Source organism: Corynebacterium sp. NML140438 (assembly GCF_001875725.1).
In the GTDB taxonomy this organism is placed as follows: Bacteria; Actinomycetota; Actinomycetes; order Mycobacteriales; family Mycobacteriaceae; genus Corynebacterium.
The window spans coordinates 18,985-45,497 of the sequence record NZ_MLCQ01000019.1; the positions used below are offsets into that span (position 1 = coordinate 18,985).

The 26,513-nt window shown below is 64.2% G+C and carries 26 protein-coding genes and 1 tRNA gene; 11 read left to right on the forward strand and 16 right to left on the reverse strand.

Going from position 1 to position 26,513, the window contains the following annotated elements:
- Positions 1-68: 68 nt before the first annotated feature.
- The 3 genes from purM to BJP08_RS06125 are packed head-to-tail and all read right to left on the reverse strand — an operon-like array spanning position 69 to position 3,091.
- Positions 69-1,142 (reverse strand): phosphoribosylformylglycinamidine cyclo-ligase, encoded by a 1,074-nt coding sequence (gene purM, locus BJP08_RS06115; RefSeq protein ID WP_071568777.1) that lies wholly within the window; start codon positions 1,140-1,142, stop codon positions 69-71.
- Positions 1,139-2,650 (reverse strand): amidophosphoribosyltransferase, encoded by a 1,512-nt coding sequence (purF, locus tag BJP08_RS06120; RefSeq protein WP_071568778.1) that lies wholly within the window; start codon positions 2,648-2,650, stop codon positions 1,139-1,141. Before purF ends, purM begins: the two co-directional genes overlap by 4 nt.
- A 3-nt stretch (positions 2,651-2,653) precedes the next feature.
- Positions 2,654-3,091, reverse strand: coding sequence for a sterol carrier family protein (locus BJP08_RS06125; RefSeq protein WP_177221721.1), 438 nt, complete (start codon positions 3,089-3,091; stop codon positions 2,654-2,656).
- On the opposite strand from BJP08_RS06125, the gene BJP08_RS06130 reads away from it, so the two are divergent.
- Positions 3,090-4,070, forward strand: coding sequence for an acyl-CoA thioesterase (locus BJP08_RS06130; RefSeq protein WP_369816407.1), 981 nt, complete (start codon positions 3,090-3,092; stop codon positions 4,068-4,070). The two genes, BJP08_RS06125 and BJP08_RS06130, sit on opposite strands and share 2 nt — an antisense overlap.
- Before the next feature lie 5 nt (positions 4,071-4,075).
- Positions 4,076-4,669, forward strand: coding sequence for a hypothetical protein (locus tag BJP08_RS06135; protein ID WP_143110029.1), 594 nt, complete (start codon positions 4,076-4,078; stop codon positions 4,667-4,669).
- 10 nt (positions 4,670-4,679) lie between these two features.
- Here the strand turns inward: BJP08_RS06135 and purL are convergent, their stop codons facing one another.
- The 7 genes from purL to purD all read right to left on the reverse strand — a co-directional run bounded on the left by purL (position 4,680) and on the right by purD (position 13,729).
- A complete protein-coding gene (gene purL / locus BJP08_RS06140) occupies positions 4,680-6,953 on the reverse strand; it encodes a phosphoribosylformylglycinamidine synthase subunit PurL (RefSeq protein ID WP_071568782.1) in 2,274 nt (757 codons plus the stop codon).
- 8 nt (positions 6,954-6,961) lie between these two features.
- A complete protein-coding gene (gene purQ, locus BJP08_RS06145) occupies positions 6,962-7,633 on the reverse strand; it encodes a phosphoribosylformylglycinamidine synthase subunit PurQ (RefSeq protein WP_071568783.1) in 672 nt (223 codons plus the stop codon).
- A complete protein-coding gene (gene purS / locus BJP08_RS06150) occupies positions 7,630-7,860 on the reverse strand; it encodes a phosphoribosylformylglycinamidine synthase subunit PurS (RefSeq protein ID WP_070361934.1) in 231 nt (76 codons plus the stop codon). The genes purQ and purS overlap by 4 nt, the downstream gene beginning before the upstream one ends.
- Before the next feature lie 87 nt (positions 7,861-7,947).
- Positions 7,948-10,068 carry a S9 family peptidase gene (locus BJP08_RS06155; RefSeq protein WP_071568784.1) on the reverse strand — a complete coding sequence of 707 codons (2,121 nt, stop codon included), beginning with the start codon at positions 10,066-10,068 and terminating at the stop codon, positions 7,948-7,950.
- A gap of 30 nt (positions 10,069-10,098) precedes the next feature.
- Positions 10,099-10,995, reverse strand: a complete 897-nt coding sequence (locus BJP08_RS06160; protein ID WP_071568882.1) for a phosphoribosylaminoimidazolesuccinocarboxamide synthase — start codon at positions 10,993-10,995, stop codon at positions 10,099-10,101.
- An 11-nt stretch (positions 10,996-11,006) separates the two neighbouring features.
- Positions 11,007-12,455, reverse strand: a complete 1,449-nt coding sequence (purB, locus tag BJP08_RS06165; RefSeq protein WP_071568883.1) for an adenylosuccinate lyase — start codon at positions 12,453-12,455, stop codon at positions 11,007-11,009.
- Between the two features lie 26 nt (positions 12,456-12,481).
- The gene (gene purD / locus BJP08_RS06170) at positions 12,482-13,729 is read right to left on the reverse strand and encodes a phosphoribosylamine--glycine ligase (protein ID WP_071568884.1); all 1,248 of its coding nucleotides are present in this window, start codon (positions 13,727-13,729) and stop codon (positions 12,482-12,484) included.
- A gap of 30 nt (positions 13,730-13,759) precedes the next feature.
- Between purD and BJP08_RS06175 the strand changes: the two genes are divergently transcribed.
- Positions 13,760-14,164, forward strand: a complete 405-nt coding sequence (locus tag BJP08_RS06175) for an HIT family protein (RefSeq protein WP_070361932.1) — start codon at positions 13,760-13,762, stop codon at positions 14,162-14,164.
- On the opposite strand, the gene BJP08_RS06180 is transcribed toward BJP08_RS06175, so the two are convergent.
- The 4 genes from BJP08_RS06180 to BJP08_RS06195 form a co-directional block, all read right to left on the reverse strand.
- Positions 14,161-15,555, reverse strand: coding sequence for a cell wall metabolism sensor histidine kinase WalK (locus BJP08_RS06180; protein WP_071568785.1), 1,395 nt, complete (start codon positions 15,553-15,555; stop codon positions 14,161-14,163). The two genes, BJP08_RS06175 and BJP08_RS06180, sit on opposite strands and share 4 nt — an antisense overlap.
- 14 nt (positions 15,556-15,569) lie before the next feature.
- Positions 15,570-16,277: a response regulator transcription factor gene (locus BJP08_RS06185; protein WP_071568786.1), complete on the reverse strand. Its 708-nt coding sequence runs from the start codon at positions 16,275-16,277 to the stop codon at positions 15,570-15,572.
- Between the two features lie 438 nt (positions 16,278-16,715).
- A tRNA-Thr gene (locus BJP08_RS06190) sits at positions 16,716-16,788 on the reverse strand.
- A complete protein-coding gene (locus BJP08_RS06195) occupies positions 16,767-17,516 on the reverse strand; it encodes a DUF364 domain-containing protein (protein ID WP_071568787.1) in 750 nt (249 codons plus the stop codon). Before BJP08_RS06195 ends, BJP08_RS06190 begins: the two co-directional genes overlap by 22 nt.
- Positions 17,517-17,699: 183 nt before the next feature.
- On the opposite strand from BJP08_RS06195, the gene BJP08_RS06200 reads away from it, so the two are divergent.
- From BJP08_RS06200 to BJP08_RS06235, 8 genes are read left to right on the forward strand one after another with little or no spacing between them, the layout of a single operon-like run.
- Positions 17,700-19,025 carry a threonine/serine exporter family protein gene (locus tag BJP08_RS06200; protein ID WP_143110041.1) on the forward strand — a complete coding sequence of 442 codons (1,326 nt, stop codon included), beginning with the start codon at positions 17,700-17,702 and terminating at the stop codon, positions 19,023-19,025.
- A gap of 55 nt (positions 19,026-19,080) precedes the next feature.
- The gene (locus BJP08_RS11605) at positions 19,081-19,443 is read left to right on the forward strand and encodes a hypothetical protein (RefSeq protein WP_071568788.1); all 363 of its coding nucleotides are present in this window, start codon (positions 19,081-19,083) and stop codon (positions 19,441-19,443) included.
- A gap of 2 nt (positions 19,444-19,445) precedes the next feature.
- A complete protein-coding gene (locus tag BJP08_RS06210) occupies positions 19,446-20,729 on the forward strand; it encodes a trehalose-6-phosphate synthase (protein ID WP_071568789.1) in 1,284 nt (427 codons plus the stop codon).
- Positions 20,726-21,130 carry an META domain-containing protein gene (locus BJP08_RS06215; RefSeq protein ID WP_071568790.1) on the forward strand — a complete coding sequence of 135 codons (405 nt, stop codon included), beginning with the start codon at positions 20,726-20,728 and terminating at the stop codon, positions 21,128-21,130. The genes BJP08_RS06210 and BJP08_RS06215 overlap by 4 nt, the downstream gene beginning before the upstream one ends.
- Positions 21,127-21,810: a trehalose-phosphatase gene (locus tag BJP08_RS06220; protein ID WP_071568791.1), complete on the forward strand. Its 684-nt coding sequence runs from the start codon at positions 21,127-21,129 to the stop codon at positions 21,808-21,810. Before BJP08_RS06215 ends, BJP08_RS06220 begins: the two co-directional genes overlap by 4 nt.
- 33 nt (positions 21,811-21,843) lie before the next feature.
- Entirely contained in the window at positions 21,844-22,701 is an 858-nt protein-coding gene (locus BJP08_RS06225; RefSeq protein ID WP_255364782.1) for a metal ABC transporter solute-binding protein, Zn/Mn family, read from the forward strand.
- Positions 22,701-23,381: a metal ABC transporter ATP-binding protein gene (locus tag BJP08_RS06230; RefSeq protein ID WP_071568793.1), complete on the forward strand. Its 681-nt coding sequence runs from the start codon at positions 22,701-22,703 to the stop codon at positions 23,379-23,381. Before BJP08_RS06225 ends, BJP08_RS06230 begins: the two co-directional genes overlap by 1 nt.
- Positions 23,382-24,194 carry a metal ABC transporter permease gene (locus BJP08_RS06235; protein WP_071568794.1) on the forward strand — a complete coding sequence of 271 codons (813 nt, stop codon included), beginning with the start codon at positions 23,382-23,384 and terminating at the stop codon, positions 24,192-24,194.
- On the opposite strand, the gene rlmB is transcribed toward BJP08_RS06235, so the two are convergent.
- Positions 24,176-25,114: a 23S rRNA (guanosine(2251)-2'-O)-methyltransferase RlmB gene (gene rlmB, locus BJP08_RS06240; protein ID WP_071568795.1), complete on the reverse strand. Its 939-nt coding sequence runs from the start codon at positions 25,112-25,114 to the stop codon at positions 24,176-24,178. The two genes, BJP08_RS06235 and rlmB, sit on opposite strands and share 19 nt — an antisense overlap.
- Positions 25,114-26,508, reverse strand: coding sequence for a cysteine--tRNA ligase (gene cysS, locus BJP08_RS06245; RefSeq protein ID WP_071568796.1), 1,395 nt, complete (start codon positions 26,506-26,508; stop codon positions 25,114-25,116). Before cysS ends, rlmB begins: the two co-directional genes overlap by 1 nt.
- Between the last annotated feature and the right edge of the window lie 5 nt (positions 26,509-26,513).

The window sequence follows — 26,513 nt, forward strand, 5'->3', positions numbered from 1 at the left end:
TCATAAAAGGACCAGATATTAAGGGGTGCGTCCTTTGTCACTGGTCCCACTAAGGAGATACCAAATTCCTAAGAGTGCCGGCCGCGAAGCACCGCGCGGGCATCCTCGCCGGCCTCGGCGGCTCGGACCTCTCCGAGCACCCAGCTGTCGATGCCACGATCCTTCAACAACGCCAGCGCCTGGTCACGATCCTCCGGCGCCACGACGGCAACCATGCCGATGCCCATATTGAAGGTCTTCTCCATCTCCTCGACCGGGACGTCGCCGACGGACTGGATGGTCTGGAAGATCGGGCCCGGGGTCCAGGTGGCACGGTCCATGTCGGCAACGAGGCCTTCAGGGATGATGCGCTCCATGTTGCCTGCCAAGCCACCGCCGGTGACGTGGCAGAAGGTGCGCACGTCGCACTCCTTGGCAAGTGCCAGGCAGTCGAGGGCGTAGATCTTGGTTGGTTCGAGGAGCTCCTCGCCGAGGGTGCGGCCGAGGGCGTCGATGTGGCCGTCGAGTGGCAGTCCGGCGCGCTCGAGCAATACGTAGCGGGCCAGGGAGTATCCGTTGGAGTGCAGGCCGGAGGACGCCATGGCGATGATGGTGTCTCCTTCGCGGACTTTGTCTGGGCCGAGGAGCTCGGAGGCTTCGACGACGCCGATGGCGGTGGCGGAGACGTCGTAGTCGTCGACGTTCATCACGCCTGGGTGCTCCGCGGTCTCGCCGCCGAGAAGGGCGCAGCCAGCCTGGACGCAGCCCTCGGCGATGCCGGAAACAATGTCGGCTACCTTCTCGGGGACGACCTTGCCGATCGCGATGTAGTCCTGCAGGAAGAGTGGTTCGGCACCACAGACGACGAGGTCGTCGACGCACATGGCGACCAGGTCGATGCCGATGGTGTCGTGCTTGTCCATCGCCTGAGCGACGGCCAGCTTGGTACCGACGCCGTCGGATCCGGCCGCGAGCAGCGGCTCCTTGTACTTGCCCAAGGCGAACAGGCCGGCGAAACCGCCGATGCCGCCTTGGACCTCGGGGCGGGTGGCGCGCTTCGCCAGTGGAGCAAGCAGCTCGACGGCCTTGTCGCCGGCTTCGATGGAGACACCAGCGGCCTCGTAGGACACGCCTGAGTCTGCTGGGGTGGTGTGGTCGGTCATGATGCGTTTTCACCTTTCTGAAGACGACGGACAAGATCTGCGTTGTGGTTACCCTCCGGGAGGCCGAGTGGGTACTCTCCCGTGAAGCAGGCCGCGCAGAGGTTGGAGGCTGGCTGGTTGGTGGAGGCGATCATGTCCTCGGTGGTGACGAACGCCAGGGAGTCCGCACCCACCATGGTCCTGATGGACTCGGCGACGACTTCTTCGTTGCCGCCGCGCCCGTGGTTGGCGATGAGCTCGCCGGGGCTGGCGAAGTCGATGCCGTAGAAGCACGGCCACTTCACCGGTGGTGAAGCGATGCGCACGTGTACTTCGGCGGCGCCGGCTTCGCGCAGCATCCGGATCAGTTTGCGCTGGGTGTTGCCGCGCACGATGGAGTCGTCGACAACGACGAGCTTCTTGCCCTCGATGACTTCGCGCACCGGGTTCAGCTTCAGGCGCAGGCCGAGTTGGCGCAGCGTGTCGGAGGGTTGGATGAAGGTGCGGCCGACGTAGGCGTTCTTCATCATGCCCTGCTTGAACGGGATGCCGGATTCTTCGGCGTAGCCGATGGCGGCCGGGGTGCCGGACTCTGGGACCGGCATGACCAGGTCGGCGTCGACGGGTGCGACGCGGGCCAGGCGGCGCCCGATGTCGATGCGGGCGCTGTTGACGGATTGGCCGTCGACAACTGAGTCGGGGCGGGCGACGTAGACGTACTCGAACACGCAGTGCGCGTGTGGTGCGTCGGCGAAGCGTTCGGAGTGGACGCCGGTCTCGTCGATGGCGATGAGCTCGCCTGGTTCGATGTCCCGGACGAAGGAGGCACCCACGATGTCGAGGGCGCACGTTTCGGATGCGACGACCCAACCGCGTTCCAGGCGGCCGAGGCACAGCGGGCGCACGCCGTGTGGGTCGCGGGCCGCGTAGAGAGTTTTGCCGTCGGTCACCATGAAGCAGAACGCTCCCTTGACGCGCGGCAGGAGTTGGCGCGCGGAGTCCAGGAGGGTGACGTCGTCGCGGATGGCGTCGGCGAGCAGGGCGGAGACAACTGCCGTGTCGGAGGAGGAGCCTTGGCCCTCTACCCCGTCGGCTGGGATGAGCTTGCGTTCCACGGCCTCGCGCTGCAACTCGACGTAGTTGGTCAGGTTACCGTTGTGCGCCAGCGCGACGTCGGTGCCGTTGGGGCTAACGCGGTACATCGGCTGCACGTTGTCCCACGAGTTGTTGCCCGCCGTGGAGTAACGGGTGTGGCCGATGGCGACGTCGCCTTGCAGCGCGCCGAGCGTCGGCTCGTCAAAGATTTGGCTCACCAGCCCGATGTCTTTGAACACCACCACTTGTTCGTGGTCGCCCACAGCGATACCCGCGCCTTCCTGGCCGCGGTGCTGGAGGGCAAATAGTCCGAAATATGTCAGTTTTGATACGTCTTCACCGGGCGCCCAAACGCCGAACACACCGCACTCTTCGCGCGGCGTGTCATCCCCGATGTATTCCTCTTCGGTTCGCACGTGCTCTACTCTAACCAACGCTTAGGGGCGAAGGGGTAGAACGGGCAGCCCTTTTTGGACTTCGTGGGCTCGGGAGCCGGAGGCGTCGATACGCCCGGCGCGAACTTCTTCCTCGAAAGTGGCACGACCTGTGGCGATTCGCAGCCAGGTGGTCGGGTCCATTTCGACGACGTTGGGCGGGGTGCCGCGGGTGTGGCGGGGGCCTTCGACGCATTGCACGGCAACAAACGGGGGTATTCGCAGCTCTACTGTGTGCCCGGGCATTTCGTGGGCGAGGGTGCGGGCGGTGCGTCGCACGGCGTCGGCAAGCAGGGCCCTGCCGGGCTTGTCGACGCCCTCTTCGCCCAACAGCCAGTCCTTGATAGCCAGGACGGCCGCTCGTGTCGCCGCCGGGTCCACCTCTGTCTTCTTCTGTGCCTTCCTCTGTGCCATGGATTTCATATTATGCTGTGGTGCCATGAAGTCTCCTTCCATCACGCTGCGTTTCATGGCGGCTCCAACAGATGTTCTCCACGCGGGCGCCCAGGGTGTCTCCGGTGGCCGTGTGTTGCAGTGGATCGACAAGGCGGCATATGCGTGTGCCGCGCAGTGGTCATCGACCTACTGTGTGACCGCTTACGTCGGCCACATCCACTTCACCCGACCGATCCCGTCGGGCCACATTGTGGAGGTCCGCTCCCGGATCGCGATGACTGGCCGCACTTCCATGCACATCGTCAACGAAGTGCTCTCGGCAGACCCGCGGGAAGGTGTTTTCACCCGCGCGTGCGACTGCCTGGTGATTTTCGTGGCAAAGGACGCAACTGGGCGCCCGACGCCGGTCCCGACGTTCGTGCCGAGCAACGACGAGGAGCGCCGCGTGGAGGCCGCAGCCGTCTCCCGCATCGACCTACGCAAGGCCATCGAGGCGTCCATGCTGGAACAGACCTACACCGACGACTCGACCGCACCGCGCACCATCCATCGCTTCCTTGCGAAGCCGACGGACATCAACTGGGGCGGCGACGTCCACGGTGGCACCGCCATGGAGTGGATCGACGAGGCGGGCATGGCCTGCACTATGGAGTGGTCCGGGGAGCGCACCGCCGCGGTGTACGCGGGCGGCATCCGCTTCTACAAGCCGGTCCACATCGGCGACCTCATCGAGGTGGAGGCGCGCCTGACCAGGACGGATTCCCGCTCGATGCACACCTCGATCTTCGTGCGATCCGGGGATCCGCGCGGCGGGCGCGAGTCACTGCAGAACGCGATTCACGCCACGGTGACCTATATCGGCATCGACATCGACGGCAACCCGCTTCCCGCCCGCAAGTTCACCCCAGTCACGGACGAGGACAAACGCCTTTGGGAGCACACGCAGACGCTCAAGGACCTGCGTGCGCAGTACGAGCCGGAGCCGCTGGTGCGCCCAGACGATGCGCAGCAGCGCGTCGACTAGTGGCTGTGTCAATGCTGAGGCGAAGCGTCGCGACGCTGGCCGCTGGGGCCTGCCTCGCCGGGTCGATGGCGGGCTGCGCCGCACCCCAGCCGAAAACGTCCACCGTGCTGCAGTTCCGTCAACCCGCCGCAATCACCCTCCCCGGTGATAAAGGCGGGGCGTACCACTTCCGGGCCCGCGTGGAGAACCCCCGCGTCATCTCAGGGCAGGAGGCGCGCAGCCGCGTCAGCAACTACACCAACGCCGATACCGCGCTCGCCGACGTGACCCAGGTGCGATGCTTCGACATCAGCTACGTGTACACCGGCAACACCACAGGCGACAGCCCCGACGAAACCGTGCTCAGCCCCGACATCACCGTCGTCGGCAACAACAACGTGGCGGCGAACCGCGTGCGCAACTTTGCCACCCAGCTCTGCGACACCGTTGAACTCCCCGGCCTGCCGCGAAACCCGCAAGAACTCGTCCCCAACCAGACCTACAACCAGACTTTCGTCAGCTTCTCCGTCGACGACGCCTCCCAGCCCGGCGTTGAGGCGACGGGCCTGCGCATGGAAACGCCGCCAGGCACCGTGATGACCTGGCGGCATAACCTCTAAATCGCGCTAGCTACAGCGCTGCGTTCGGGGCCGTCGCGTTGCCGAAGAGCGCCGGCAACGTGTTCGCCCACGCATCCGCCAACGCGGCGACCGTGACGGAACGCTCACCGAAGGTGATGCGGCCGTCGTCGGTCGTCGTACCCAGCACGTGGGCTGGGACGCCGGTGGCGTTTGCGCGCTCGATGGTGGCGTCGACAAGCGATGGATCCACCGCAACGAGCACACGGGACGCGGACTCGGAGAACAGCGCGGTGAACGCGTCCTCGTGGACCGCCGAAAGATCCAGCTCAGCGCCCTTACCGGAGCCAAGCAGCATCTCGAAGACAGCCTGGGACAAGCCACCCTCCGACAGGTCGTGCGCGGCGAGGATGTCCTTGTTCGCGTGCAGCAACTCGCCGAGGCGCTCCTCGTTCGCGAGGTCCACCTGCGGCGGCAGGCCGCTCAAGCCCTGGCCGGAGATGCCCTGCCACACCGAACCGCCGAACTCAGCCTTCGTGTCACCGAGCACGAGCAGGGTCTGCTGCCCCTCACCCTTCGGCAGGCGGTGCGGGATTGCATCGTTGACGTCCTCGATCACGCCGAGCACACCCACGACTGGGGTCGGCAGGATCGGCGTTTCGCCGGTCTGATTGTAGAAGGAGACGTTGCCGCCGGAGACCGGGATCTCCATCTCGGCGGCGCCATCAGCGAGGCCGTGGATGGCTTCGCGGAACTGCCACATCACGTCTGGGTTCTCAGGGGAACCGAAGTTGAGGCAGTTCGTCACCGCGACCGGCTTCGCGCCGGTGACCACGACGTTGCGGTACGCCTCTGCGAGCGCGAGGCGCACGCCCATGTTCGGGTCCAGGTAGGTGTAGCGCCCAGACGCGTCCGTGGAGATAGCCACGCCGCGCGAGGTCTCCTCATTGATGCGCAACACGCCCGCATCCGAGTACTGGGCCTGCACAGTATTGCCGCGCACGTAGCGGTCGTACTGCTGGGTGATGAAGTCACGCGAGCACAGCGCCGGGGAGGCAACCATCTTCAGCCAGGTGCCCTCCAGGTCCTCCGAGGTATCGACGTCCGTCTTCGCCTGCACGCCGTCAAGCCACTCAGGGCGTGCGTACGGGCGGTCGTAAACCGGCCCTTCGTCGATCGATGACGGCGGCGCGTCCAGCACCAGCTCGCCCTTGTGGTAGACGAGGTAGCGGTCCTTCTCATCGGTGACCTCACCGATCACGGCCGCGCCGACCTCCCACTTCGCGCAGATCTCCATGAAGCGATCCACGTTCTCAGGGGTCACCACGGCGCACATACGCTCCTGGGACTCGGAAGCCAGGATCTCGGCCGCGCTCATGTTTTCAGCGCGCAGTGGCACGTTGTCCAGGTTAACAGTCATGCCTCCGTCGCCTGCCGCCGCCAGCTCGGAGGTCGCGCACGCAAGGCCACCGCCGCCAAGGTCCTGAATACCGACGACAACGCCGGCCTTGTACAGCTCAAGACAGCACTCGATGAGCACCTTCTCCGCGAACGGATCACCCACCTGGACTGCTGGAAGCTTGCGCTCCTCGCCTTCCTCGAAGGTCGCCGAGCCCAGCACCGACACGCCGCCGATGCCGTCGAGGCCCGTGCGGGAGCCGAAGAGCACAACCTTGTTGCCCGTGCCGGACGCAAACGCCAGCTTCAGGTCGTCGACCTTCAGCGTGCCCACGCACAGCGCGTTGACCAGCGGGTTGCCCGCGTACGCCTCATCGAAGACGGTCTCGCCACCGATGTTTGGCAGGCCCAGCGAGTTGCCGTAGCCGCCCACACCGTGCACCACGCCAGGCAGGACACGCTTGGTGTCCGGCGCGTCGGCGGGGCCGAAGCGCAGCTGGTCCATCACCGCGATCGGGCGCGCGCCCATCGCCATGATGTCGCGAACGATGCCGCCCACGCCGGTCGCGGCACCCTGGTAGGGCTCCACGAAGGATGGGTGGTTGTGGCTCTCCACGCGGAAGGTCACCGCGTCGCCATCACCGATGTCGACGACGCCTGCATTCTCGCCGATACCGGCCAGAATTTTCGACGCCATTTCCTCTGTCATCGTCTCCCCGAAGTAGCGCAGGTGCACCTTGGAGGACTTGTACGAGCAGTGCTCGGACCACATGACGGAGTACACCGTCAGCTCCGCATCCGTCGGGCGGCGACCCAGGATGTGCTTGATCTTTTCGTACTCGTCGGTCTTCAGGCCAAGCTCCGCGTAGGGCTGCTCCAGCTCAGGAGTCTGCGCGGCGTGCTCCACCGTATCGTTATGTACAGTCATTGTTTTCCCTACGCTCCGATCGAAGAAATAGCGGACAAGAACAGCCCGAGCCCGTCCGTCGACGGCCCCGTGAGCGCCTCAATCGCGTGTTCCGGGTGCGGCATGAGCCCCACGATGCGACCGTTTTCGCTCGTGACGCCCGCAATGGCGTTGATGGAGCCGTTGAAGTTATCCGTGTAGCGGAACACCACGCGGCCTTCCTTCTCCAGCTGCTCGATGGTCTCTGCGGACGCCTGGAAGCGGCCCTCGCCGTGCTTCGCCGGTACGAGGATCTTGTCCCCCTCGCTGAAGCGGTTGGTCCACGCGGTCTCCGCGTTCGCCACCTCAAGGTAGGTGTCCACGCAGTGGAAGTTCAGGTGCTGGTTACGGGTCAGCGCGCCTGGCAGCAGGCCGGCCTCGGTGAGGATCTGGAAACCGTTGCAGATGCCCAGCACCGGCATGCCCTTCTTCGCAGCCTCCACCACAGCGCCCATCATTGGGGCCTGTGCGGCGATGGCGCCGGAACGCAAATAGTCCCCGTAGGAGAACCCACCGGGGACCACGACGGCGTCAACACCCGTCAAATCTTCATCAGCGTGCCACAGCGACTTCGGCTGTGCGCCAGCCAGGCGGACGGCACGCAACGCGTCGACGTCGTCGAGCGTGCCTGGGAACGTGATTACACCGATGGTTGCCGTCATCGAACAACCTCGAAGTCTTCAATCACCATATTTGCCAGGAGGGTTTCGGCGACGCGCTTGAGCTCATCGTCGGACACGGTGTCGTCAACTTCGATTTCAAAGCGCTTGCCCTGACGTACGTCCTCGACACCGTTCACCCCGATTCTGCCAAGCGCGCGCAGGACAGCTTGGCCCTGCGGATCCAAAATTTCAGCCTTCGGCATGACATTTACCACGACTTTTGCCATGAGAATCCTTTGTGTCTCGGAGGTCATTACGACGAAGACAGTATAACGAACGGATCTCGCCCGCGGGAGTCCTTTCTTTTGGGGCTGTTAGACAGTGCAAGCCCCCGAGTGCACGAGCGTCCAGGCGTACTCGAACGCGGTCTGCTTCCATTTCTCATACCGGCCGGACACACCGCCGTGACCGGCGGACATCTCCGTCTTGAGCAGGATCTCCCCGCCCGTGGCAACCTCACGCAGCTTCGCCACCCACTTCGCGGGCTCCACGTAGAGCACACGCGTGTCGTTCAGGCTGGTCACCGCCAGAATATCCGGGTAGTGCTGAGCGGTGATGTTCTCGTACGGGGCGTAGGAGGCCATGTAGTCGTACACCTCCGGGTCGTGGTACGGGTCGCCCCACTCCTCCCACTCCACCACGGTCAGTGGCAGCTCCGGCATGAGGACTGAGGTCAGCGGGTCCACGAACGGCACGATCGCCTGGATTCCCGCGAACTTCTCCGGCGCCATGTTCGCAATCGCGCCCATCAGCATACCGCCTGCCGAGCCGCCTTCGGCCACGAGCGAGTCGTAGGAACTCACCCCGGCGCGCACGAGTTCGTCGGCGCACGCGATGAAGTCGGTGAACGTGTTCTTCTTCGTCAGCATCTTGCCGTTGTCGTACCAGCCACGGCCCATCTCGCCGCCACCGCGCACGTGCGCGCACGCCCACACCATGCCGCGGTCCAGCAGCGACAGTCGCGCCACGGAAAAGCCCGGGTCCACCGAAGACTCGTAGGAACCATAGGCGTAGAGCAGCGTCGGGTGCGGATGAGCCATATCCAGGTCCGCACGGTGCACCACCGAGATCGGCACCTGGGTGCCGTCGTCGGCGGTGGCCCACATGCGGCTGGCGACGTAGTCGGCGGCATCGTAGCCCCCGAGCACCTCCTGCTGCTTCAGCAGCGTCAGCTCGCGAGTGTCCACCCGGTAGTCGAACAGCTGGGCAGGCTGTGTAAAGGAGGTATACGTCAGCCGCACCACCGGCGCATCCCACTCAGGGTTGCCGCCCAATCCCACGGTGTAGAGCTCCTCGTCGAATTCGAGCTCGCGCAGCGCGCCGAAGCTTCCTCCCTCCACGGGTGCCACCGCAAGCCTGCTGATGCCCCCGGAGCGGTAGGCACAAAAGAGTAAGTCCCGATACGTATCGACGCCCTCTACGCGCACATCCGCACTGTGCTCCACAAGCGTCTCCAGCTCTGTGAGCGGCACCCGCGCAGCCACCGGGCACGAACCCACAGCGAAGTTAGGGCCGGTCGCGTTGTGCGTGACCACCCAGTACCCGCGCCCGGCGAGCTCCGCGTAGTCCAAGTCGTACTCCACGCCTTCCTTGCGCGGCCACAGGACCTCGAAGTCAGCGGTCGGCGTATCCAGAGGCACCGCGCGCCACTCGCTGGTCAGCTTCGAGCTGGCCACGATGTACAGGAACTGCTCCGCACGGTCTCCACCCACGCCAAGGTTGAAGCGCTCATCGTCCTCCTGGTAGACCAGCACGTCTTCCGACGCCGCCGTGCCCACCTCGTGGCGCCACACTTGATGCGGGCGCCACGCGTCGTCAACGCGCAGGTAAAACAGGTACTGCTCCCCCGCCCACGTCGCGCCGTAAAAGGCGCCCTCGATGATATCCGGCAGCAGCTCGCCAGTCTCCAGGTCCTTCATGCGCAGGTCAAAGCGTTCGTCGCCGGAGGTGTCCGTCGAAAAGGCGAGCAAGCGCCCAGACGTAGACACCGCGGACGCACCGAGCGAGAAGAACTCGTGGCCCTCGGCCATCTCGTTGAGGTCAAGCAGCACCTGCTCCCCCGGCAGCGGCGAGCCATCCTCCGGCAGCGTCGGCGGCGTCCACGGGTCGTCGCCGACTCGCACGCGGCAGGACACGCCATAGCTCTTGCCCTCGATGGTGCGGCCGTAGTACCACCAGTCGCCGTTGCGCTGTGGCACGGACATGTCAGTCTCCTTGATGCGAGACTTCATCTCCTGGTAGACCTGCTCCGCGAGCGGGGCAAACGGGGCGGTCACCTCCGCGGTATACGCGTTCTCCGCCTCCAAATAGGCGATGGTCTCCGGGGACTGCTTGTCCCGGAGCCACTCATAATTATCGACGAACTCGCGTCCATGAAACACGCGAGTCGTAGGGTGTTGTGCTGCCACTGGCGGTTGCGCGCTGAAATTCGTCATAGGCGACGAGTCTACGCGCAACCTCACACCTTAGGCACGCGCCCCCGGCCAGTCGCTGAACTTCTCGCCGCTGAGGCGCTCGTAGGCCTCGATGTAGCGATCGCGGGTCGCCTCCACCACGGAACCAGGCAACTCCGGCGGCTGGGTGTTCTCCGCAGGGTCCCAACCGGACTTCGGGCCAGTCAGCCAGTTGCGCACGTACTGCTTATCGAAGCTCGGCTGCACCTTGCCTTCCTCGTACGTATCCGCCGGCCAATAGCGGGACGAATCAGGCGTGAGCACCTCGTCCGCCAGAACCAGGTTGCTCTCCTCATCGAGGCCAAACTCAAGCTTCGTGTCAGCCAGGATGATGCCCTTGGTCTCCGCATACTCGGCGGCCCGCGTGTACACCTCCAAGGTCAGGTCACGCAGCTGGGCAGCGAGCTTCGCGCCCACTTTCTCCTCCACGTACTCGAACGTGACGTTCTCGTCGTGATCACCCTGCGTGGCCTTCGTCGCCGGGGTGAAAATCGGCTCCGGCAGCTTCGAGGCCTCAACCAGACCCTCCGGCAGCTTCACACCACACACCATGCCGGTGCGGTCGTATTCCTTCTTGCCCGAACCGGTCAGGTAACCGCGAGCTACGCACTCGAATGGAATCATCTTCAGCTTCTTCACCACGTACGAGCGGCCGAGGACCTCCTCCGGAATCCGGGGATCATCAATCGGGCCCGCCAGGTGATTTCGCACACCCGAAAGCAGGTCGAAGAAGAACATGGACGTGGCAGTCAGAATCCGGCCCTTGTCCGGGATCGCCGGCTCCAACGAGAAGTCGAACGCCGAAATACGGTCCGACGCCACCATCAATAATGTTTCGTCATCCACCTCGTAAATCTCGCGGACCTTGCCGCCAGCCAGGTGGGTATAGTCAGAAAGCTCTGGACGCATGGACATAAAGGTTACAGAATCTCCCCTGGTTTGTACGCAGCGGCGTCCGGGTGGGCGTCGATAAGCTGTTGGATACGAGCACACACGTTGCTGACCTGCGACTCCGCCGAACCGATGAACGCGTGGCGGTCAGCCAACGCATCCTCCAGCTGCTCTTTGTCGAGCGGAAGACGCTCATCAGCGGCGAGGCGATCGATGAGGTTTTGCTCAGCGCCATTTTCGCGCATATCAAGCGCCATCGCAACCGCGTGCTCCTTGATAATCTCGTGCGCCGTCTCACGGCCCACGCCCGCGCGTACCGACGCCATCAAGATCCTCGTCGTGGCCAAGAACGGCAGGTAACGGTCCAGCTCACGGTTGAGCATCGCCGGGAACGCGCCGAACTCATCCAGCACAGTGAGAAATGTCTCAAACTGGCCGTCGATCGCGAAGAAGGCGTCCGGCAGGGCCACACGACGCACCACGGAGCAGAACACGTCGCCCTCATTCCACTGCTGCCCCGCAAGGTCAGCGACCATGGTGAGGTAGCCTCGCAGGATGACCTGGAAGCCACCGACACGCTCGCAGGAACGCGCGTTCATCTTGTGCGGCATCGCAGAAGAGCCGACCTGGCCCTCCTTGAAGCCCTCCGTGACCGTCTCGTTGCCGGCCATCAGGCGGATCGTGGTCGCAAGCGACGACGGACCCGCTCCCAGCTGCACGATCGCCGAGATAGCGTCGAAGTCCAGGGAGCGCGGGTAGACCTGGCCCACCGAGTCAAAGGTGCGCTCGAAGCCCAGGTGGCGCGCCACCGACTGCTCCAGCTGGCGCAGCTTCGCCTCGTCGCCACCCATCAGGTCGAGCATGTCCTGCGCGGTGCCCATCGGGCCCTTGATGCCGCGCAACGGGTAGGCCCCCAGCAGCGTCTCAATACGCTCAACCGCCACCAGCATCTCATCCGCCGCCGACGCGAAACGCTTGCCCAGCGTGGTGGCCTGCGCCGCAACGTTGTGCGAACGCCCCGCCATCACCAGGGTGGAGTACTGATCCGCCCGGTTCCCGATCGCCTTGAGCACCGCAACGGACTTGTCCCGAATCAGCTCCAGCGAGCGGTAAATCTGCAACTGCTCGACGTTCTCCGTCAGGTCACGGCTGGTCATCCCCTTATGGATGTGCTCGTGACCCGCAAGCGCATTGAACTCCTCGATGCGCGCCTTCACGTCATGTCGCGTGACCTTCTCACGCTCAGCGATAGAGCCCAGGTCCACCTTGTCGACGACCGCTTCGTACGCAGCGATCGCCTCCTCAGGAATCTCGACTCCCAGCTCACGCTGCGCCTTCATCACGGCGATCCAGAGCTGACGCTCCAGAATGATCTTGTGTTCTGCGCTCCACAGCGTCGCCATTTCCGGCGACGCGTAGCGGTTCGACAGGACGTTGCTATTGTTCGGTTTCAACAGTTTCTCAGCCACGACGCTGATTATCGCACAACGTCCCGACACGCGCGCTAGATACGGATTTCTCCCTCAATCGCGCGACGCCCAATGTCCTTGCGGTAGAAGGAACCCTCGAGCGAAATCTGCCCAATCGCCTGGTAGGCAGCGTCCACCGCGTCCTGCAGCGTTACGCCCTTACCCAGCACGTTGAGCACGCGCCCACCAGCAGAGACGTACTCCCCATCCTTGGTCGCGGTACCTGCGTGCAACACCACGTCGGGGTTGTCCAGGTCGGCGCCTGCAATGACGTCCCCGGTCTTGGGGTGCTCCGGGTAGTCCTTCGCCGCCAGCACCACCGTCGCAGCGTAGCCGTCCTCCCACTCCAGCGCCGGCAGCGTGTCTAGGCTGCCCGTTGCTACGGCGTAGAGGACGTCGACAAGCGGGGTACGCAGCAGGCTGAGCACCGGCTGAGTCTCCGGGTCGCCGAAGCGCGCGTTGAACTCCACCACCGACGGGCCCTCCGGACCCCACGCGGCGCCGACGTACAGCAGGCCCTGGTACGGGATGCCGCGGGCGACCATCTCGCGCGCCACCGGCCGCGCAATCTCGTCCACGATGCGGTCTACGCCACCCTCCGGCAGCCACGGAAGCGGCGTGTACGCGCCCATCCCACCAGTGTTCGGGCCCTCGTCATTGTCGTAGGCGCGCTTGTGATCCTGCGCCGGCAGCAACGGCACCACGGTCTCGCCGTCTACGAGGCAGAACAGTGACACCTCCGGGCCCTCCAGGAAGGACTCGAACAGCACCGGGTTGCCGGCCTCAATCACCTCGCGAGCGTGCGCGCGGGCCTCGGCAGCATCGAGCGTAACGACGACCCCCTTGCCGCCAGCCAGCCCATCATCCTTGACCACGTAGTGAGGGCCGAACGCCTCAAGAGCATCGTCGATCTCCTCGATGCGCTCCACGCGCTGCGCGCGGGCCGTCGCCACACCAGCAGCGGCCATGACGTCCTTCGCGAATGCCTTGGACCCCTCCAGCTGCGCCGCGGCCTTCGTCGGGCCAAACGCTGGAATGCCCGCGGCCTGCAGCGCGTCCACCGCACCCGCCACCAACGGCACCTCAGGGCCAATCACGACAAGCTCAGCGTCAACGTCTTTCGCCAGCTCGACGACCGACTCAGGCGAAGCGACGTCGACACTCCTGACCTCAGCAAGTGATGCCATGCCGGCGTTTCCCGGCGCGACAGTGAGCTCGTGTCCTGCAAGACCTTTCAACAGGGCGTGTTCGCGGCCGCCCGAACCGATAACAAGGATGCGCATGCCCACTAACTTACCGGTAACCTAGGCGCTATGAGCACTGTGTTTACAAAGATTATTCAAGGTGAAATTCCAGGCCGCTTCGTGTACAAGGACGAGGACGTCGCCGCGTTCCTCACCATCGAGCCGATCGCGTACGGCCACACGCTGGTCGTTCCCGTCAAAGAGATCGATAAGTGGACCGACATCGAGCCAGCGCTGTGGGCAAAAATGAATGACGTTGCCCAACGAGTAGGCAACGCCATCATCGAAGCATTTGGCAGCGAGCGCGCCGGCTACCTCATCGCCGGCTTCGAAGTGCCGCACGCACACATCCACGTCTTCCCCGCCAACGACATGTCCGGCTACGACCTGTCCACCGTGATGAAGATGGACGAAACCGACCCGGCCAAGATGGACGAAGCCGCGGAGAAGCTGCGCGCAGCACTCGAGGCTTAAACCTTCGGGCTCTTCTCCATCGGGAGGGAAATGGTGAACGTGGAGCCCTCACCCAGCGCGCTTTTTACGGTAATGGTGCCGTCGTGTTGCTCGATGAGGGACTTCGCGATCGCCAACCCCAACCCCGAACCACCGCCGGAGGCGCGGTTCCTGGAGTTGTCCGCGCGGTAGAACCGCTCGAAGATGTGCTCCGCGTCCTTCTCCTCCATGCCGCAGCCGTCGTCGATCACTTCAATGATGATGCGGTCCAGGTTCTCCCGCAACGCCACCGTGACCGACGCGTCCTTGCCCGCGTGCTTGAACGCATTGACAATCAGGTTCAGCAACACCTGGTGCAGCCGCGACGGGTCACCGTTGACCGTCGGCACCGAGGTGGCGTTGTTCTCAATCGTGAGCGAACGCTCCGGGAACGCCGCCTGCGCAGAGCTCACCGCCGAAGTCACCATCTCCAACACATCCACCTGGCGCTTATCCAGGCGAGTGCCCTCCGCGCGGGTCAGCGCGAGGAGGTCCTCGACCAGCAACTGCATGCGGGCAGACTCCTCCTCAATTTTGCCAATGACCATGTCCGCATCCGGCGCCATACCCTTCCGGTAGAGCTCCGCATACCCGCGCACGCTGGTCAGCGGGGTGCGTAACTCATGCGAGGCGTCGCCCACAAAGCGACGCATCTGCTCCTCCTTCAGCTGCGCATCCTCCACGGACTCCTGCAGCTGCTGCACCATCGTGTTCATCGCATACGACAACTTGCCGACTTCAGTCTCCCTCGACCACACCGGCACCCGGCGCTTCGTGTCGCCGTCGGCAATTGCAAGCGCAGTATTCTCCACTTCACGCAACGGGGCCAACGCCTTACGAATATAGGTGCGCCCCGCGAACGCAATCCCCAGCACGGCAATGAGGCCAAACGTCGTCTCGACAAACGCCAACCACCCCAACACGCGCTGCTCAGAATCAAGCTGCTTCGCCACATACTTCACGTTATGGTCAGGCGTCTCGCGTGACATCGCACGCCACTTCACACCCGGCGTCTCACCTATCGACGGCACCGTGTACGCCTTATTCGGCTGCCGCACCCTCGACAGATCCGGTGGGCTATCCTCATACACTGGACTCCACGACGTCTGGAACTGCGGATACCACGTCTCCTGATAAAAATCGCTCGGCGCACCCGACGACGGCACCCACGTCGCCTGCCCAACCCACGTGTCCAACCCCTCGCTGAGCTGGTCGTCGACACGCTGATACAGAATGCTACGCATGAACAAGTACACCGCCGAGAAACTCACCACCAGCGCCAGCGTGGCAATCGCCAACACCAACGCCACCAACTGCTTCTGCAGCGGCTTCGTCCTCGAGTACGCAAGCGCACGAAGCCGACGCCTACTCATCGGTCACCTACGCCTTACTTACGAGGTGTACGCAGCACATAGCCGACGCCACGCACCGTATGAATCAACGGCACCTCACCGTTATCCACCTTGCGCCGCAGATACGAAATGTACGACTCCACCACGTTGCCGTCGCCACCAAAGTCGTAGTGCCACACATTATCCAGAATCTTCGCCTTCGACAGCACCACCTCAGCATTCAGCATCAAGTAGCGCAGCAAGTTGAACTCCGTCGGCGACAACTCAATAATCTCGCCAGCCTTCGTCACCTCATGCGTCTCATCATTCAACGTCAGATCGGCGTAACGCAGCGTCGTATCCTCATCCGCGTCCTCCGTCACCTTCCCGCGACGCAAAATCACACGCAGACGAGTAATAACCTCCTCCAAAGAGAAGGGCTTCGTCACATAATCATCAGCACCAATAGTCAGGCCGTGGATCCGGTCCTCCACCGCGTCCTTCGCAGTCAAGAACAGCACCGGGCCATCAATGCCCTCGCTACGCAGCTTGCCCAACAGCTCAAAACCATCCATCCCCGGCATCATCACGTCAAGAATGAACGCGTCCGGACGGAAGTCCTTCACCTTCTCCAGCGCCTCCTGGCCAGACCCCGCACTCTCAACCTCAAAGCCCTGGAACTTCAAAGAAACCGTCAACAACTCAACGATATTCGGCTCATCATCAACAACGAGCACCTTTACAGGCTTCGTAGCCTCAGACATGTACAGTTCACTCCTTCATAGACCAGGGCATTCCACGCTCCCTCTTGCTGTTCTTTACTGTCTTCGGAAGCGCGGCGGCGCCACGAATGGCTTCCATACCCGCGAACATAACTGCCTCTATCTAACGCCGTTTCTCTGAACGTTTCCTGTACACCCCCTGCACGTGGGTGAGTAAAACCGGGATAGTCCGCCGGGAGGGTGTGGTTCTGCGTGCCGGCCCGGCCGCTGCCAAAATAGTTCCCGACGCGGGGAACTATTTTGCGCTTTGGAGTGGTTCCCGTCGGTCGGCAGCCGCGTTTCACCAGGTCACTACGCCTGCCAATGAAAATAGTTCCGGCGATAGCACTGAGTCGGGGAACTTTTCGGGTCAGTCAGGCACCCCGACGCAAACACCCCCTACCCGGCGTTAGGTACGTCCCAGGTAGGGGGTGTTTCCAGAGCTAGAGACGAGACTTGAACTCGCAACCTACGCATTACAAGTGCGTTGCGCTACCGATTGCGCCACTCTAGCAGCGCTGAAGAGTCTACACTAACGTTCACTCGTTTACCGAAATCCCACTTCCTACCTCCACCAATGCCCTTCAGCGTGCCGACGAGACCGGCCGGGTCAATGGGGATGAAGCCGGAAAGGGTGGTGGCGCCGGCGTCGAAAAGGGCGGGTGTCATGGGGGTTGATGGGCCGACGATGATGGTGTCCAGCCCGGAGGCGAGCTCCAAGAGGCGTGGCATCGTTTTGTTCACGAGGGCCGAGGCGGTGATGAACACTGCGTCCAGGTCTGGGGCGAGGTATTCGAAGGCGGAGTCGGGGTAGTCGCCGGCGCGTTGGACGCGCTCGAAAACGTAGAGGTCGGCGACGTCGCGGAGGGTGCGCTCCAGGCCCGGGAAGTGCCCGACGACGCCCACACGTTTGTCGGCGTAGCGGGAGGCGTAAGCCACGAAGGCATCTGGGGCGTCTGCGAAGTGGGGTGCGTCGCGGTTGACCCAGGCGTTGATGGCGGCGAGGCCGACCCCGGCTTCGGCGAGGTTCCACGATTTGAGCATGGAGGCGGCGTCGAGAAGGGGGCGGCCGATTGGGGATTCGGAGAGGACGGGGCGGCCGTCGCCCGGGTAAACCGCGGCGATGCCGACGTGCCCGTCGGAGGTGCGGAGCCATGCCCAGTGGGGCGCGATGCCGAAGTCGGTGACAGTGATGGCGGACGGGGTGGCGTCGATAAGTTGGTCATAGAGTTGCCAGGTCATGTGGCCATTCTAGGCGTGTCGGGGTGGCTTGCTAGGGTCGAATACGTGAACTTGAATTCGCTGTGGGAGTTTGTCCGCGGGTCGCGCCAACATGTGGCAACGATTGACGCGGCGCGAACGTCGCCGCCGCCGTCCGTGCTTGCCCCGATTGACCTGACGGATACTGCGCAGGTGGCCGGGGTGATGAATATTGCTGCCCGTATCGGGGAGATCCTGATCGCGAATGGCACGACGTCTTCGGACGCGATTGCGCAGATTCACACGGTGACGTCGTCGTATGGTCTGCACTACTGCCATGTGGACATCACAGTGAACACGATCATGATTAACACGATTATTGGGGTGCATAAGCGCACACCGGTCAACGTGTTTCGCGTGGTCACGATGATGAGTGAGAACTACCACAAGTTGCAGGAGGCGGACCGGCTGATTCGGTCGATCCGTTCGGGTGCCACGCCACCGGAACTTGCGGAGAAGATCCTCGACAACATCGATAACTCCCCCATTCCGTGGCGCAATACGCGCTACCTGGCGGGCTGGCTCGTGATGGGTGCGGCCGTCGCGATTCTGCTGGGTGGAGACTTGTTCATGTCGGTGATCGGTGGTCTGACGTCGTTTCTGATCATGGGCTTCAACAAGATTTTGTCCCGCAACTCGCTGCCCTACTTCTTCCACTGTGCCATCGGCGGTTTCTTAACGACGATCCCGGCGGCGTTGTTCTATGAGGTCGCACCGTTGATCGGCAGGACGATTGTGCCGAGCCAGGTGATCGCGGTCGGCATCGTCGTCCTATTAGCTGGTCTGACGCTGGTGCAGTCGCTGCTGGACGGGGTGACGGGTTCGCCGGTGACGGCTTCGGCGCGTTTCTTCCAGACACTGTTGTTTACCGGCGGCATCGTAGCTGGCGTCGCGATCGGCTTGAACGTGTGGGAGATGATGGGCTTAGGCCTACCACCGTTGGAAACTATGCTGGGCACCCCGACGTTTAGTGGTGCGGCGGCGCGTATTGCGGGGAGTACGTTGGCGTCGGCGTCGTTCGCGGTGACGTGTTTCGCGGAGCGCCCAGCGGTGGTGGTCGCGGCGTTTACCGCGGCTGCCGGTTCGAGTATGTATTACCTGTTTTTGATACCGCTCGGTTCCGGCGCGCTGATGGCGACTGCCGCGCTGGCGTTCGTCGTGGGGCTTGCCGGTGGTTTGATTGCCCGCCGTTTCCTGATTAACCCGGTGATCACGGCAGTGGCCGGCGTGACCCCGTTCCTGCCCGGTTCGGGTGTGTACCGCGGCATGTACGCAACGATGAACGAGCAGATCGTGGTGGGGCTGACCAACCTGTTCATGGCGGTCGGGACCTGCATGGCGCTGGCTGGTGGTGTGGTGTTTGGTGAGTGGGTGGCGCGTCGCCTTCGTGCCCCGCAGCACTACATTCCGTACGCCGCGTTCAAGCGGGCTGGGCGCTTTACGTTCCAGCAGATCCGCCGACGGAGGCCCCCTGGCGGGCTTCGTCACTAATATTGGCGTAGAATCGTTGTGCTAGTAATGCGCGTCATACAAGGAGGAACCCGTAGTGCCACCCAAGATCACCGACTCTCGCCCCTCGCCTGAGGCGCTCCACGCCGTTGAGGAGCAGACAGCATCTGGTGCTCGCAGGATTGTTGCTACCTACGCCGAGGACTTTTTTGATGGCGTGACCTTGATGTCCATGCTCGGTGTCGAGCCGCAGGGCTTCGTGTACAAGAAGTACGCGGAGGAAGTCCTCGGCACCGAGGAAGAGGACGAGCCGAAGAAGGCGACCAAGAAGAAGGCTACGAAGAAGAAAGCCACCAAGAAGAAGGCTTCTAAGAAGAAGGCCACGAAGAAAAAGGCCACCAAGAAGAAAGCAACAAAGAAAAAGGCCACGAAAAAGAAGACCGTAAAGAAGAAGTCGTAGTTGTGAATGAGTTCGTAGTGGTGGCTAACCGCCTGCCTGTCGACCGCGTCGAGGGCGGGTGGAAGGCGTCACCCGGCGGGCTCGTGGCCGCGCTCGCCCCGGTGTTGCGGGCGCGCGCTGGTTGCTGGGTGGGGTGGTCCGGCGCGGTCGATGAACCGGTTGAGCCGTTTACTTTCGACGGCATCGACTTACACCCGGTAACGCTGGATGCCCAGGACTACGAGGAGTTCTACGAGGGTTTCTCCAACTCGACGCTGTGGCCGCTCTACCACGACCTGATCGTACCGCCGCAGTACCACGAGCAGTGGTGGCAGCGTTACAGCGACGTCAACGTCCGCTTTGCGCGCGCGACTGCCGAGGTGGCGGCGCACGGGGCGACGGTCTGGGTGCAGGACTACCAGCTGCAGCTAGTGCCGGGGCTACTACGCGAGATGCGCCCGGACCTGACCATCGGGTTCTTCCTGCATATCCCCTTCCCCTCCCCTGACTTGTTCCGCCAGCTTCCGTGGCGCGAGGAACTCATCGATGGCCTGAACGGCTGTGACCTCGTGGGGTTCCAGCGTGAGGCGGATGAGCGGAATTTCCGCGCGCTCGTCGGTGACGACGGCAACAGCCCGCGTAGTGGCACGTTCCCGATCTCGATTGATCCGGCGGCGGTGCAGGTTGGTTCGCCAGAGGCGGTGGCGAAGTTGCGGACGTCGGTAGGGAGTCCGGCGGCGCTGATGCTAGGGGTCGACCGCATGGACTACACGAAAGGCATCTTGCAGCGTTTGCTGGCGTTTGAGCAGCTCCTTGAGGAGGGTGTCGACGCCACCCTGATCCAGCTTGCTACCCCGTCGCGCGAGCGCATCGAGCACTACCGCGAGACCCGCCGCCAGGTCGAAGAGGCGGTGGGCCGGATTAATGGCCGTTTTGGTACGGTGGGCCGCCCGGTGATCCATTATATGCACCGGGGTGTGTCCAAGCAGGAGCTGGGTACCTTCTACGCGGCGGCGGATGTGATGCTGGTGACGCCGTTTAAGGACGGCATGAACCTGGTGGCAAAGGAGTATGTGGCCTGCCACCCGAACGGCGATGGTGCGTTGGTGCTGTCCGAGTTCGCCGGTGCGGCGGTGGAGCTGCACGATGCCTATTTGTGTAATCCGTTCGAGGGGGCGTCGATACTTCGGGCGATGCGGGAGGCACTCGACCCGGATCCGGAGAGGATGCGGCGGATGTACGCGCGGGTGCTGGGGCACGATGTGCACCGGTGGGCCGCGGAGTTTCTGCGGGAGGTTGCGCGATGAAACGGCTGGTCGTTACAGGTGCGGCGCTGGGCTTGGTGGCGTGTTCGCCGACGCCGCCGGTGTGGCAGGTCGTTGCGGTGTATACGTCGCCGGACACGCCGGGTGATTTGCCTGATCGGGCGAATGTGAGCATCGACGGTTCGGAGCTGACCGGTACGACGGGTTGCGGCAAGATTGAAGGCGACGTCACGGTCGCTGAAGACACACTGACTATCAACGCAATCACATTCGCAGACACGGCCGGCTGCGAGGGTGCTGCCCGCTACACGCACGACCAGCTGGCGTCGCTGGTGGTGCCGGAGGCCACGTTCCGCATCAACAATGTCAGTGACACCGAGAAGGTGCTCACACTCGACGGCGACGACGTGAACGAGCCGAGCATGCGGGTGATGATGCTGTGAGCCCCATCGACTACTTGTCGACGGCCCCTTCGCTCCTTGTCTGCCTCGACTTCGACGGCACGATCAGCGAGCTGAACCCGGACCCCTACGCGGTAAAACCGCACCCGGTGGCGCTGGACGCGATTGAGTGCCTGTCGCGCGCCCCGGACACGGAGGTTGCGATGCTGTCAGGCCGTCATCTGGACGGCCTGCGCAGGGTGTTCCCGCTGCGCGACCCGGTGGTGTTGGTGGGCTCGCACGGCGCGGAGCCTGGCCCAGAGCTCACGCCGGAGGATGTCGCGTACCTGGATGCGATTGAGCAGCAGCTGGAGGCGATCGCGGTTCCGCCGGCGTACGTGGAGGTCAAGCCGTATCAGCGGGTGCTGCACGTCGCGCCCGTGGGGGACGCGGCGGAGCGTGAGCGCATGCTGGCGGAGGCGCTGAAGATTCACACGCCTCGCCCTGTCACGCCGGGCAACAACGTGGTGGAGTTTTCCGCGGTGGACGTGTCGAAGGGCTCGTGGCTGCGAGCCCACAAGCAGCGCTTTGCTGCGACGCTGTTCGCGGGCGATGACGTCACCGATGACTCGGCGCTTGCGGTGCTGGGACCTGCGGATGTGGGGATTAAGGTGGGGGTTGACGTCGCCGGTGTTGATGAGATGGCGGCGTTTTTGAAGCAGCTCGCCGATGCACGTTGTTGATATTCATTTTCAATACCGCGTAGAATGGCGCCCATGTTTTCACGACGTTTCATTGGCATCCTTGCAGCATCGACGCTCGCGCTGAGCGCCTGCAGCAGCACCGACAACGCGCCTGAAGCCGACAACGCGCCAGCGTCGAACGACGGCCAGATCGTGGCCACCACGCAGGTGTGGGCGGACGTCGCGAGTTTGGTCACGGGCCAGGACGTCCCCGCGATCATCGCGAACACCTCGGTGGACCCGCACGACTACGAGCCGACGGCCGCCGACCTCGCGCAGGTAGCGAAGGCGGTGCTCGTGGTGGCCAACGGCGGCGCCTACGATGCCCGCATCTACGGGGCGGCCGAGGCCGCGAACGTGGTCTCGGCGCTGCCGCTCGCGGAGGCGCACGAGCACGAGCACGACCACGCCCACGGCGAGCATGGCCACGAGGAGAACGAGCACATCTGGTACTCCACCGAGGCGATCGCGAAGGTGGGCGCGGACCTCGCGCAGCGCACCGACGGCAACACGGATTCCCTCGACGCAAAGGTCTCGCAGCTGCAGAGCAAGCTCGACAGTCTGAAGGCCGCCCGCGTGGCGCAGACGCACCCAATCGCGGACGCCATTATCGAGGAGTCCGCGCTCGAGGACGTCACGCCTGAGTCCTTCCGCCACGCTACGCTGAACCACTCGGAGCCGTCCTCGGCGGCGCTCGCGGAGTTCATCGCGGCCCTGGAGGCCGGCGAGATTGACATCCTGATTAACAACCCGCAGAGCCCGAACGGTGTCTCGGACAAGCTGGTTGAGGTGGCGAAGGCCAACAACGTGAAGGTCGTCGATATCTACGAGACCCCGCCGAACGGCGAGAACTTCTTCGACTACTTTGCAAAGGCGCTTGACAAGCTCTAATGCTGCACCTGACCAACGCCTCCTGCGATCCCCTGTGGCACGACATCAACCTTGATGTCGCCGCGGGGGAATTTGTTGCTGTGCTGGGCCCGAACGGCAGCGGCAAGTCCACGCTGCTCGGCACGATCCTGGGTACGCGGAAGCTCAGCTCGGGCACGATTTCGGCGCCGAAGAACATCGGGTTTATCCCGCAGCAGCGCATGTTCGCGCCCGAGCTACCAGTGCGGGTGCGCGATCTGGTGTCGCTCTCGCTTGAGCACCGGCCGCTGCGTCGTCCGAGGAAGGGGGACGTCGATACGCTGTTGGACAGTGTTGGTGCGCTCCACCTTGCCGACGCCCGCGTGGGCACCCTGTCGGGCGGCCAGCAACAGCTGGTGCGGCAGGCGCAGGCCTTTGCGAAGCAGCCCGACCTCATCCTTGCCGACGAGCCCCTGCTATCCCTGGACGTGGCACGGCAGCGCGACTTCGTTTCCCGGCTGCACGCCGCGAAGGTCGCGGTGGTGATGGTGACGCACTCCATCGACCCGGTAATCGACATCGTGGACAAGGTACTCTACCTGGGGCCGAACGGGCACGTGGTCGGCAGTGCCGACGAGGTGCTGCGCTCCGAGGTCCTCAGCGAACTGTACGGCGCCCCGGTGGAGGTCGTGCGCGTAGGTGGGAAGACGGTGATCCTGTAAATGCTGGAACAGACGCAGTACCTGCTCGGGTTCGATTTCGTGATCATTGCGCTGATCACCTGCGCGATGCTGGGCGTGCTCTCCGGGGTGATTGCGCCGCTGATCGTGATGCGGAAAATGTCATTCGCGGTGCACGCCACCTCTGAGCTGGCGTTGATGGGCGCCGCGATTGCCCTCGTGACGGGGTTGAATCTGAGCCTGGGGGCCGTCGTCGGCTCAATTGTGGCGGCGATCGTGCTCGTCCTGCTGGGGCTTCGCAGCGACACCGACTCCTCCGTCGGCGTGGTGATGAGCTTCGGGATGGGCATTTCCGTGCTGTGCATCCACCTCTACCCCGGCAACTCAACTACCGCGATGGCGCTGCTGACAGGTCAGATCGTTGGGGTGAGCAAGGAAAACCTCGGGGTGCTCACGGCCACCACGCTGCTGGTCGTGGTGGCGGTGATGGTGCTGTGGCGGCCGCTGCTGTTCGCCTCCGTGGACCCAGAGATGGCGGCCGCCAGCGGGGTGCGCGTGAAGGTGCTGGCCACGCTGTTCGCCATCCTGCTCGGTATGGCGGCCGCCCAGACCGTCCAGATCGTGGGCGTGCTGCTGGTGATGGCGCTGCTGATCACGCCCGGCGCGTCCGCGGTGGCCATTACGGCGCGTCCCGCGGCGGCGGTGGCGTGGTCGGTGTGCTTTGCGGAGCTGGCCGCCGTGGGCGGCATGTTGCTCTCCCTGGCGCCCGGCCTGCCGGTGAGTGTGATGGTGGCGTTCGTGTCCTTCGCCATCTACCTCATCTGCCGGGTGGTGGGCTACTTCACGCGGCGCTGACGCGCGAACTCGCTGAGCACCACGCCAGCCGCGACGGAGGCGTTCAGGGACTCAACCCACTCGGTGGTGGGGATGGACATGATCACGTCGCAGTTCTCCCTAACGAGCCTGGAGATGCCCTTGCCCTCCGAGCCGACAACGATGACCACCGGGTCGGTAGCACCCTCGAAGGTGTCCAGGGTGTGCTCGCCGCCCGCGTCGAGGCCTACGACCATGTAGCCGTTGTCCTTGAACTGCTTGACGGTGCGGGTCACGTTCGTCACCCGCGCGACGGGCAGGCGCGCCGCCGTGCCCGCCGAGGTACGCCACGCTACGCCAGTCACCTGCGCGGAGCGACGCTCCGGGATGATTACGCCGTGACCGCCGAACGCGGCCGTCGAGCGGATCACCGCACCAAGGTTGCGCGGGTCGGTGATGTTGTCCAGGATGACGAACATGCCGGTCTCCCCGCGGTCCGCCACACCCGCGATCAGGTCGAAGACGTCGGCGTACTTGTACGGCTGGATCTTCAGACCGATGCCTTGGTGCATGCCGTTGCCGGTCATCGTGTCCAGGTCGTGGCGGTCCACCTCCTGCACCGGGATGTTTCGGGAGTTCGCCAGGGTGACGGCCTCGCTGAGGCGGTCATCGTGCCCGGTGCCGCGCGCCACGAACAGCGCCTCGGCCGGGACCTTCGCGTGCAGGCACTCCACGACGGGGTTGCGCCCCACCACCATGTCCGGCAGCTCGCGCTCGTGGCGGCCCTGGTCGCGGCGCTTGCGCTCCAGCTTGCGCTTGTGCGCCGCGTGGTAGACGCGGTCCTCGGCCTTCGGGGTCGCGCCCTTCCCGCGCAGGCCGCGGCGACGCTGCCCGCCCGAGCCCTTCGTGGCGGTCTTCTTGTTCTTCTTCTGCTTATCGGGGCGGTGGTATGGCTTGGCCATTAGTTCTCCTTCAGTTGCCACTGCGCACCGTCGGCGGTGTCGGTGACCTCGATGCCTGCGGCGGCAAGGCGGTCACGCACGGCATCGGCCGCGGCCCAGTCCTTCTCGGCACGCGCGGTGGCACGGCGCTCAAGCTCGGCGCCGACCAGCACATCAAGTGCCTCAGTTACTCCATTATTTTTCGACGCCCCATCGTCCCACACACCGGGGTCCACACCCAACACCGCGGCCATCGCACGCACCTGGCCAGCCAATTCGCCTGCCTTGGCGGTGTCGTGCGCGGCGAGCGCCTTGTTGCCTTCGCGGACCACGTTGTGGATCTCAGCGAGCGCGCGGGGGACGGAGAAGTCGTCGTCAAGCGCCTCGGCGAAGCCTTCGGTCCAGGCGCTCGGGTCGGGCGTGCCGGCCCGGTGCACGAAGTCCTCGATGCGGCGGTACCCCGCCGCGGCCTCCTGCAGCGCCTCCGGCGAGTACTCCAGCACGCTGCGGTAATGTGCGGAACCCAGGTAGTAGCGCAGCTCCACCGGGCGCACCGCGTCCAGCATGTTGTCGATGCTCAGCACGTTACCCAGCGACTTCGACATCTTCTCACCCGCCATGGTCACCCAGTGGTTGTGCATCCAGTACTGGGCGAAGCCGTCGCCCGCGGCGTGCGACTGCGCCTGCTCGTTCTCGTGGTGCGGGAACTGCAGGTCCAGGCCACCGCCGTGGATGTCGAACTCGGGGCCCAGGTACCAGGTGGACATGGCGGAGCACTCCAAGTGCCAGCCGGGGCGGCCGTCGCCCCACGGGGTCGGCCAGCTCGGCTCACCAGGCTTGGCGGCCTTCCACAACGCGAAGTCGTGGCTGCCACGCTTGCCGTGCACATCGCTCTCGCCCTGGTTCATCTCTTCGACACGGTTGCCAGACAGGGAACCGTAGTCGTCGCTCGCCTTCGTCCAGGCAGCCACGTCGAAGTAGACGGAGCCCTCGGAGGCGTAGGCGAAGCCGGCGTCGATAAGCCGCTGCATGTAGTCGACCATCTGGGTGACGTGCCCCGTGGCGCGCGGCTCGACGGACGGCGGCAACACGCCGAGGGTGTTGTAGGCGCGGGTGAACTCGCGCTCATACATGCTGACCCACTCCCACCAGGGGCGATCGTGCTCGGCGGCCTTGGTCAGGATCTTGTCATCGATGTCGGTGACGTTGCGCACGAACGCGACGTCGTAGCCCTTGGCTGCGAACCAGCGGCGCACAATGTCGAACGCCACCCCCGAGCGCAAGTGCCCGATATGCGGGGCGGACTGTGGCGTGGCCCCGCACAAGTAGATGGAAACGTGGCCCTCACGCAGCGGGCGGAACGGACGCAGCGTGCGCGTCGCGGTGTCAAAAATCTGTTGGGTCTCGGCAGTCACGGCCC